This window comes from Methanobrevibacter filiformis (assembly GCF_001639265.1).
Taxonomy (GTDB): Archaea; Methanobacteriota; Methanobacteria; order Methanobacteriales; family Methanobacteriaceae; genus Methanacia; species Methanacia filiformis.
Genome location: NZ_LWMT01000066.1, coordinates 18,700 through 27,543, shown reverse-complemented (window position 1 = coordinate 27,543; position 8,844 = coordinate 18,700). Strand labels below are relative to the sequence as shown.

Below are 8,844 nucleotides of genomic sequence, written 5' to 3'. Positions count from 1 at the left end.
TTATACCATCAATCTGACCCATAAGAATATTTCTAGCAAGCATTCTCCTAGAATAAGCTTTCTTACCTGGAGTATCAGCATATTTAGAATGCAAATCACCAAAATCATACCGACTAACCAATTCCTCAATAAAAAAACAAATATGATTATCTGGAATAAAGTCCCTCAAATTCAAAGGAAGTAAAAACACCTGACCAATACTATCTTCATGCAAAACCATAAACACCAACTCAACAAAAACTAAAAAACACTAATAATATATTACACCCCATAATATTTAAAACTAAGCATAACTAAAAAGAATCAAAAAATAATTATTGCACAGCCAATTTAAACACTAATTTCTTTTTTTATCTCTTTATCTCTTTTTTTGTATGTTTCATTAATTTTCATTCATCATATCAATATATCGAAATATTTAAATATATCAATATATTAATTAATTAACATGAGTTCATTAGAATTTAATAATAATAATAATAATAATTATACTGATTGTGATAGAAATAAAATAAAAGAAGTAAGAGATGAAATCCCTTCTTTTGAAGAACTTTATAATATCTCTGAAATTTTAAAAGCTATTTCAGATCCTTTAAGATTAAAAATACTATATTTACTTAAAAAAGAAGAATTATGTGCTTGTTATATAACTTCTACATTGGACAAACCACAATCAACAGTTTCTCATCATCTTTCAATATTAAAGAAGTCTCAAATTGTTAAATGGAGGAAAATGGGAAAATGGACATATTTTTCATTATCTAATCCAAGAATCATTGAACATATAGAAAATATTATTAAAATTGATTCTGATAATTGTTTTAATAATAATATTAATTCTAGTAATATTAATAATGCAAAAGTTTGTTGTGGAAGTAGTGAACCAACTGACGAGTCAAAAGTTGAAAATCCTAAAGTCCCAAGTAAAGAAATAGCTATTAAAGATTTAAAACATTTTGAAAGAATAGCTAAAGATTTAGGAATTGTAGATGTTGGATATACTAAAATACCTAAAAAAATATTTAGTAATAATAATGATTTAGATTATAGTAATGCGATTGTTATAACAAAAGAAATTCCAGATGAAATTATTCAAGAACCAATAGGAGCAAATGGTTATGATCTTAATCAAGCTTTTTATAAATTATTTGGAAACTTAACCTATAAATTATCAGATTTTTTAAGAAAAAAAGGTATTCAAACTCAAGTAGCACATCCTAAAGGCAATTTAATTGACTTATCAAAATTAGCACAAGATGCATGTATTGGTTGTATTGGTAAAAGTAATTTGCTAATTACTCCTAAACTTGGACCAAATTTAAAAATTGGAGCTATTTTCACATCAGCTGAAAACTTACCATTTAGTAAAGAAAATAATCATAATTGGATTAAGAATTACTGTAAAAAATGTAATAATTGTATTAAACATTGTAGAATGGATTCTTTAATTGAAAAAGAAAATGAGGGTATTGTTGAAATTAAAGATAATTGTATTGGTTGCACAGAAGCTTGTACATTATGTATAGAAGTATGTCCATTTTATAAAAAAGGTTACAAAAAGATAAAAGAAAAGCAAAATAAATTAGTTAAAATGTTATAACATTAACTTAATGAAAATAATTGTTCCACACTCAATTAATATTATTATCTATTATTCATTATTATATTCATTAATTAAAAACTAGGTGATGTCATGAAAGTTACAGGTATAGTGGGAAGTCCACGTAAAGATGGAAGTACAAGTGAATTAGTTAGTGCAGTATTAGCTGGAGCAGAGTCAAATGGAGCTGAAACTCAAACTTTCAATCTTAATGAATTAGATATTACTCCATGTCAATCTTGTTATTATTGCAAAGAAAATGGTAAATGTAAATATGAGGATGACTATGTAGAGATAGTTAAAGCATTAGATGAAAGTGATGTTTTTGTTATAGGTTCACCAGTCTATTTTGGTGAAGTTACAGCTCAATTAAAACATTTCATTGATAGGCTTTATTCTGTTGTTAACAATCAAGGAATTAACAATACAAAACTTGTTTTAGTTCATGTTCAAGCTAATCCTGATGCTTCTTTATACGAAGGATACATTGAACATCAAAAAAACATGTTATATGGATATTGTGGGTTCGATATAGTCGATTCAATCCAAGCATATGGTATTCCTGAAAAAGAAGATTTAAGTACAAATAAAACTTTCTTAGAAAAAGCTAAAGAAATAGGATCTAATTTATAATTAATTTAATACTAATTCATTATTAATTTAATATTATTTTTTAATATATGTTCTAATGGTTTAATTTTGTTTTTTTTATTATTTTAATTGGGTGTGGACCAATTATTTCACTAAATTCATTAAAACATTTGTTTTACTATTTTTATTTTTTTATTATTTTTTATTACTATTTTTTAAGTAGGTATTTAATTTAATTAAATGTCTATTATTAAGTATCTATTTGTGAAACCTATTTCACCAAAACAACCCTACTTATTTCTGATTCATTCACAATCTCTCGTCCTGTTAAATTAGCTATTTTCTCTGCAAAGTCTCGCACTTCAGTGTGTTCTGGCATGTTATCTAATGTTAACCTTTTTCTTGAGTATCCAACACACATATAAGCTTTTATTTCTATATAATCTGGATTTGCTTTGTTAATAAGTTCACTATATTCTTCTGGATTTTTCATGTTTTCTCCCTTAACACAAGTGGTTCGTATACATGTACGAGAATCAAAACTACTTAAAAGTTCAAGTGACCTATTTAACTTGGTCCATCCATCATTTATTTGAGGGTTACAAATGGAATTATATGTTTTCTTGTTAGGCGCATCTAAGGAAAGGTATAGTTGTGTAGGTTCATTTTCAAGAGCTCTTAGTTTTTCATATAGTAATCCATTACTTACAAGAAATGTTGTGAATTTTCTTTTTTCAAATTCATTTATTAAATCATCAATTTCAGGGTATAATGTTGGTTCTCCTGCAAGAGAAATAGCTGCATTAGTTGGATCTTTTGATTCTTCTAATTTTTTTTTGTCTGCTTTTTCATTTCCAAAAAATCCACATAGTAAATTTCTTTGAGCTTTTACACAATCATCTATAATTGTTTTAGGGTCATCATAATCTCCTTTCCATTCTGTTTTAGTGAGTGATAAATCTCTCCAACAAAATGAACATTTTTGATGGCAAAAAGGAATAGCTGGTGACATTTGAAGACATCTATGACTTTCGATTCCATAAAACTTTTGTTTGTAGCATTCTCCTTCATTTAGTATACTTTTTTTAGTCCAATGACATATTTTAGCACCTGCATGGCTGTGTTGTCCTGCAAATCGGTAGCCACTATATTCTAACTTTTCTTGCTCTTCTTTTGTAAGTACCATAGCTATCCCTATTTATTCTTTAGTTTTCCTATTTTTTGTTTATTATTTTTATTAATAGCTATTTCTATTATTAATAGCTATTTCTACTTTAAATTTATTATATTTTACTAATTTATTTATTACTTAACTATAATCTTAATTTCATTTCATAATAATTTTTTCATCAGTACTATTAAAAATATTATATAAATTTAATGTATATTTTTTATATTTATTAATATTTTTTTTACATTTTTTAAATAGCTTTATTTTTAATTTAAATAATTATTATTTTAAATTATAATTATTTAAACAATTTAAATTAGTTTTAGATTTTTTTGAGGATATTTTCAAAAGTGCAACATATAACTTTTTGTTTATATTGTCTTTTTTACTGTTATATGTTTTTATTTATCTTTTTTACTCATTTATTACTTAATTCAAATTTTATTCTTTTTTTTATTTATTATATCTTCTTTTAATAGTTATTTTGGACTATTTAAACAATATTTTACTTTTCACCATTATTCTCTTTTTCATTCCATTATATTCTCTCTTTAATTTAGCTATTTTTAATAATTTCCCTATTACTTTTGTTATTATTCTTTTAAAGACTATTTAGACCTTTTATTTTTAATTTTTAATAGCTATTTTTTAAGAAACCCAATGAAAAATAATTTTTTAATCTCATGTTTTTTAAGAGTTTTTTTAACAAGTGGAAATCAGTTTATTTCTATAAATCAATAATTTAAACCATTATTTTTTTTAATTTGAATATCTTTAGGCAGTTTTCAATGAATTTTTCTTACTCTGCCTTATTATTTAAATTCTATCTGTATTTATGCTTTATTTACCTTAATTAGATTAATTAAATGATTTCAATTTTAATTTAAGTAGATTTAAATTACTCCATAATTAATTCTTTTATATAGTAAATAAGGATTTTAAGGTGTTTTTTCAAGATTTTTATCAAAAGCTTTATATAGGATGTTAGGATATAATGTAAATTGAAATATGACTTTAGTCACATAACTTAGATACATGTTTACAAAATTATTTACAAAGCTATATTTTTGTTAAATATTTAGTAGTATTGTCTAAACAAAATACAGGAAATTAAAGGAATTTTTGTAAATTAGAAGTAAAAATTTGAATTAGCTTAAAAAATTTGAATTAGCTATATTATTCTTATATTCAAATTATATTAATTATATTTAAATTAATATTACTTTACATCAAATTATATAACTTTTCAAATTAATTATATAACTTTTTAATTCAATTCTTTTATTTATATGTATTTTAGTTTATTCCATACTGTTTAGTTATTAACATAAATTTGTTTCATAAATCTTTAGTTTTGTATTAATTTTTGTGTCGGGTTAGTGGCATGGAGGCGGTATAATTAATAGACATTCGAGATATGTACTTTTAACTGCAGCTTTTCTGATTACTGCAGTTATTTGTACTTTTCCCATTTATGGGATATATAATAATTCTGAAGGAACATCTTTAGATATAAATAATGATGTTAATGGTTTTGTTAAGTATGATAATTATGTAAAAGTTGGAGCAGCTAAAGCTAAATTACCAACTACATCTAAAAACAGTAAGACTAGTGCGAAATCTGATACTTCTAATAACAAGAATGTTAATCAAATTACTAATAAAGCAGCTAAAAATAATATAAAAACAATACCTAAACTAAAAGCAACACCTAAACCAACACCTAAATTAACCAATGCTGAAACTAAAAATATTAAAGAATGGAATAAACTAACTAAGAAATATCCTAAATTAAAAAAGCTTAATAATATTTCTGGTAGTGAGGGATTGACTAAATTACAAAATTATATGAATGGTAACTTAAACCATAGATCTGGAGGATCAACATCTTTTAATGGTGTTCAAAAATCTGGTTATGGTGATTGTTGGGGTTTAGCTCAATGGGCTGCAACAGTTTTAAGATATAATAATTATGAAACTAGAATTGTTCAAGGACCAAATTCTTACTCTTCAAACCACAGATGGGTTCAAGTAAAAGTCAATAATAATTGGAGAAATTTTGAATCCTCACTTGTTACTAAAAGATATGGTAGTAAACCATATAATAGAGTATGTGCATCTAAGAGAAGTGTTGTAGTATCTTATAATTAAAAACAACGTACTAATTCATATATGCTCTATATTTTAAGGTTCAATGAGTTTTTCATTGAATACTTTTATTATTTTTAATATTAATTTTTAATATTAATTTTTCATATTTAAGGCTCATTGAGTTTTTTTTAAATTAATTTTTCATATTTTAAGCTCATTGAGGCTCATTGAGTTTTTTTTAAATCATTTATTATTTTTTAATATTTTTATTACATTTCATTGCTCTTTACAGACTTCTTAATATTTATTATGTTTTTACATTATTGTTTTCATGTTTTTCATGCCTATTTTTTAACTTTGAATTAATTTATAGTTACACTATTAATTTAATTATATTAATTTAATTAATTTAATTATTTAATAAACAACAACTTTTTAATAATATAAAATAAATAGTAATATATAATTATTTCACATAATTTATTAACAAACTATTGGAATTTAAATGGTTATAGTTTAAATTATATAGTTAGTAATTTATTATATAATTATTAATTTATAGAATGGTTACAAATGATAAACGAGGATTTAAATGTCATTAATCAAAGAACCTATTGTTATACTCAATTTTAAGACTTATTTAGAATCAACTGGATTAAATGCACTAAATTTAGCTAAATCTTTAGAATCAGTTGCTGATGAAAGTGGAATAACTTTTGTAGCAGCTGTTCAAGATGCAGATATTTACAGAATAAATGAAGAAACGAATATTCCTATTTTTGCTCAAAATATAGATCCTATATCTCCTGGAGGGCATACTGGAAGTAGTTTACTCGAATGTTTAAAAGAATCAGGAGCTAATGGAACATTAATAAACCATTCTGAAAAAAGAATGGAATTAGCAGATATTGGTGAGGTTGTTGATAAAACGAAAGATAATGGCTTGTTTTCTGTAGTCTGTACTAATAATGTAGAGACTAGTGTGGCTGCAGCTACTTTAAATCCTAATTTTGTGGCTGTTGAACCTCCAGAATTAATAGGTTCTGGAATATCAGTTTCACAGGCTGAACCAGAAGTAGTTGAAGGTACAGTGTCTAGAGTTAAAGAAATAAACAAAGATGTTAAAGTTTTATGTGGCGCAGGAATTTCAACAGGAGATGATGTGGCTGCAGCATTAGATTTAGGTGCAGAAGGTGTTCTTTTAGCATCAGGTATTATTTTAGCTGAAAATCCTAAAGATGCACTTTTAGATTTAGTTAGTAAAATTTAATAAGTTAGTAAGATTCAATAATTTAGTGATATTTAATAGCTATTAATCTTCAAATGACTTGGGCTACATTAGGGTATGAGAATATTATGGGATGAAATGATGCCAATAGATTTTAAAACAATTGATGATTTTGATGTTAAAGATAAAACAGTTTTACTTAGAGTAGATATTAATTCTCCAGTAGATCCTAATTCTGGAATTATTTTAGATGGTACTCGGATGAAATTGCACTCCAGAACCATTAAGGAGTTAGCAACTAAGGGAGCTAAAGTTGTTATTTTAGCTCATCAAAGTAGACCTGGTAAAAAGGATTTTACAACCTTAGTTCAACATGCAAATGTTTTATCTCAAACTTTAAACTTAGATGTTAATTATGTAGATGGGATTTTTTCAGATAATGCTTGTACAGCTATTAAAAATATGGATTCTGGAGATATTTTACTTCTTGAAAATGTTAGGTTTTTTTCTGAAGAATCATTAAACAGGTCTCCAAAAGAACAATCAAAAACAGTTATTGTTAAAAAATTAGCTCCATTAATTGATATATTTGTAAATGATGCTTTTGCAGCAGCTCATAGGTCTCATACGTCTCTTGTAGGCTTTACTAAAGTAGTTCCTTCTGCAGCAGGTAGAGTAATGGAAACAGAGCTTAAAATCCTATTAAATTCATTAGAAAACGTTGAAAAGCCGTGTGTTTTTGTTTTAGGTGGTATGAAAGCTGAAGATTCTATAATGGTCATGGAAAATGTATTAAAAAATGGTACTGCCGATTTTATTTTAACAACAGGTCTTGTAGCTAACATAACTCTCCTTGCAGCAGGTATAGATATTGGAGAAGTTAATGTAAACTTTATAAATAATAAAGGGTATTGTGATATGGTTAAAAAAGTTAAAGAGCTATTTAAAACCTATAAAAGCCAGATTATTTATCCTATTGATGTAGCTGTAAATTCTGACGGTAACAGAGTAGATGTATCTACAGATAAAATTCCTAATAACTATATTCATGACATAGGCGTAAACTCAATTAAAGAGTATGCGAAAATTATAAGAACTGCTAAAACCATCTTTGCCAATGGTCCTGCTGGGGTTTTTGAAGATCCTAAGTTCGCAATTGGTACATATGATATATTAAATGCGATTGCAACATCAAATGGTTTTTCAATAATAGGTGGGGGTCATATAGCAGCAGCTGCAGTAGCTAACGGCTTTGATAAGTCCATGGATCACATCAGTAGTGGTGGAGGAGCATCTATAAGTTTACTTGCAGGTAAAAGCCTTGTTGCAGTTGAAGCTTTAAAAGATTCAATTAATAAACACTGATTTTGCAAAATCAGAGATTTTGCAAAATTCTCTTCTTATCTTTTGATTTTTAATATTTCTTTTTTAAGTTCTTCACTTGTTTTTTCCACATTATTGCTTTTTGAAATAGCTGAAATTACAGCAATGCCTTCAATTCCAGTATCTTTCAGTTGATAAATGTTTGTTTGATTTATTCCGCCAATAGCTATTACTGGAATAGTTACTTGTTCTGTAATTTCTTTTAGTTTTTTTGGGCTTAAGTTTTCAGTGTCTTTTTTTGTTTTTGTTTTAAATACTGCTCCAACTCCAATATAATCTGCTCCATCTTTTTCAGCTTTAATAGCTTCTTTAACATTATGTGCAGAAACTCCAATGATTTTATTATTTCCAAGAATATCTCTAGCTATTTTTGCAGGTAAGTCCTCTTGACCTAAATGAACACCCTGAGAATTAACTGCAAGAGCTATGTCTATTCTATCATTTATAATCAGTGGGATATTATATTGTTTTGTTATTTCATTTATTTTAATAGCTATTTTGTAAAAATCATGACTATTTGATGATTTTTCACGAAGTTGAAGAATATTAACTCCACCTTTAATAGCTTCAGTTATAATATTACTTAAATCATCATAATTTTCGTAATTATCATCTGTAATCATATATAATGAATAATTAATATTTTTTTTCATTTTTAAACCTTTTTTAAATTTTTTATAATAATTTATTCTTAGATATTAGTATTGCTTTTAAACATTTAGCTATTTTTTCTTAAATTTAAGTTTGTTATCAATAGAATAACAGATAGATTTATAAAGG

At 25.6% G+C, this 8,844-nt stretch carries 7 protein-coding genes and 1 pseudogene; 5 read left to right on the top strand and 3 right to left on the bottom strand.

Annotated features, from left to right (window positions below; translation table 11 throughout):
• Nucleotides 1-220: pseudogene (locus MBFIL_RS02535) on the bottom strand (hypothetical protein); the annotation flags it as partial.
• 228 nt (nt 221-448) lie between these two features.
• Between MBFIL_RS02535 and MBFIL_RS02530 the strand changes: the two are divergent.
• Complete coding sequence (locus tag MBFIL_RS02530) at nt 449-1,600, top strand: metalloregulator ArsR/SmtB family transcription factor (protein ID WP_066971189.1); 1,152 nt, start codon at nt 449-451, stop codon at nt 1,598-1,600.
• Nucleotides 1,601-1,693: 93 nt separating this feature from the next.
• The gene (locus tag MBFIL_RS02525; protein ID WP_066971186.1) at nt 1,694-2,233 is read left to right on the top strand and encodes a flavodoxin family protein; all 540 of its coding nucleotides are present in this window, start codon (nt 1,694-1,696) and stop codon (nt 2,231-2,233) included.
• A gap of 229 nt (nt 2,234-2,462) precedes the next feature.
• Here MBFIL_RS02525 and twy1 read toward each other — a convergent pair whose 3' ends face one another.
• The gene (twy1, locus tag MBFIL_RS02520) at nt 2,463-3,377 is read right to left on the bottom strand and encodes a 4-demethylwyosine synthase TYW1 (protein WP_066971184.1); all 915 of its coding nucleotides are present in this window, start codon (nt 3,375-3,377) and stop codon (nt 2,463-2,465) included.
• A 1,812-nt stretch (nt 3,378-5,189) separates the two neighbouring features.
• On the opposite strand from twy1, the gene MBFIL_RS02515 reads away from it, so the two are divergent.
• The 3 genes from MBFIL_RS02515 (at nt 5,190) to MBFIL_RS02505 (ending at nt 8,046) form a co-directional block, all read left to right on the top strand.
• Nucleotides 5,190-5,513, top strand: a complete 324-nt coding sequence (locus tag MBFIL_RS02515; RefSeq protein WP_066971182.1) for a transglutaminase domain-containing protein — start codon at nt 5,190-5,192, stop codon at nt 5,511-5,513.
• A gap of 541 nt (nt 5,514-6,054) precedes the next feature.
• Nucleotides 6,055-6,723 (top strand): triose-phosphate isomerase, encoded by a 669-nt coding sequence (gene tpiA, locus MBFIL_RS02510; protein ID WP_157078622.1) that lies wholly within the window; start codon nt 6,055-6,057, stop codon nt 6,721-6,723.
• Between the two features lie 96 nt (nt 6,724-6,819).
• Nucleotides 6,820-8,046, top strand: coding sequence for a phosphoglycerate kinase (locus MBFIL_RS02505; protein ID WP_066971178.1), 1,227 nt, complete (start codon nt 6,820-6,822; stop codon nt 8,044-8,046).
• 35 nt (nt 8,047-8,081) lie between these two features.
• Here the strand turns inward: MBFIL_RS02505 and thiE are convergent, their stop codons facing one another.
• Complete coding sequence (gene thiE / locus MBFIL_RS02500) at nt 8,082-8,717, bottom strand: thiamine phosphate synthase (RefSeq protein WP_066971176.1); 636 nt, start codon at nt 8,715-8,717, stop codon at nt 8,082-8,084.
• Between the last annotated feature and the right edge of the window lie 127 nt (nt 8,718-8,844).

Excerpts from the sequence above, each read along its gene's own strand:
- MBFIL_RS02530 (WP_066971189.1), top strand. The coding sequence starts at position 449 with ATGAGTTCATTAGAATTTAATAATAATAATAATAATAATTATACTGAT.
- MBFIL_RS02525 (WP_066971186.1), top strand. The coding sequence starts at position 1,694 with ATGAAAGTTACAGGTATAGTGGGAAGTCCACGTAAAGATGGAAGTACA.
- twy1 (WP_066971184.1), bottom strand. The coding sequence starts at position 3,377 with ATGGTACTTACAAAAGAAGAGCAAGAAAAGTTAGAATATAGTGGCTAC.
- MBFIL_RS02505 (WP_066971178.1), top strand. The coding sequence starts at position 6,820 with ATGATGCCAATAGATTTTAAAACAATTGATGATTTTGATGTTAAAGAT.
- thiE (WP_066971176.1), bottom strand. The coding sequence starts at position 8,717 with ATGAAAAAAAATATTAATTATTCATTATATATGATTACAGATGATAAT.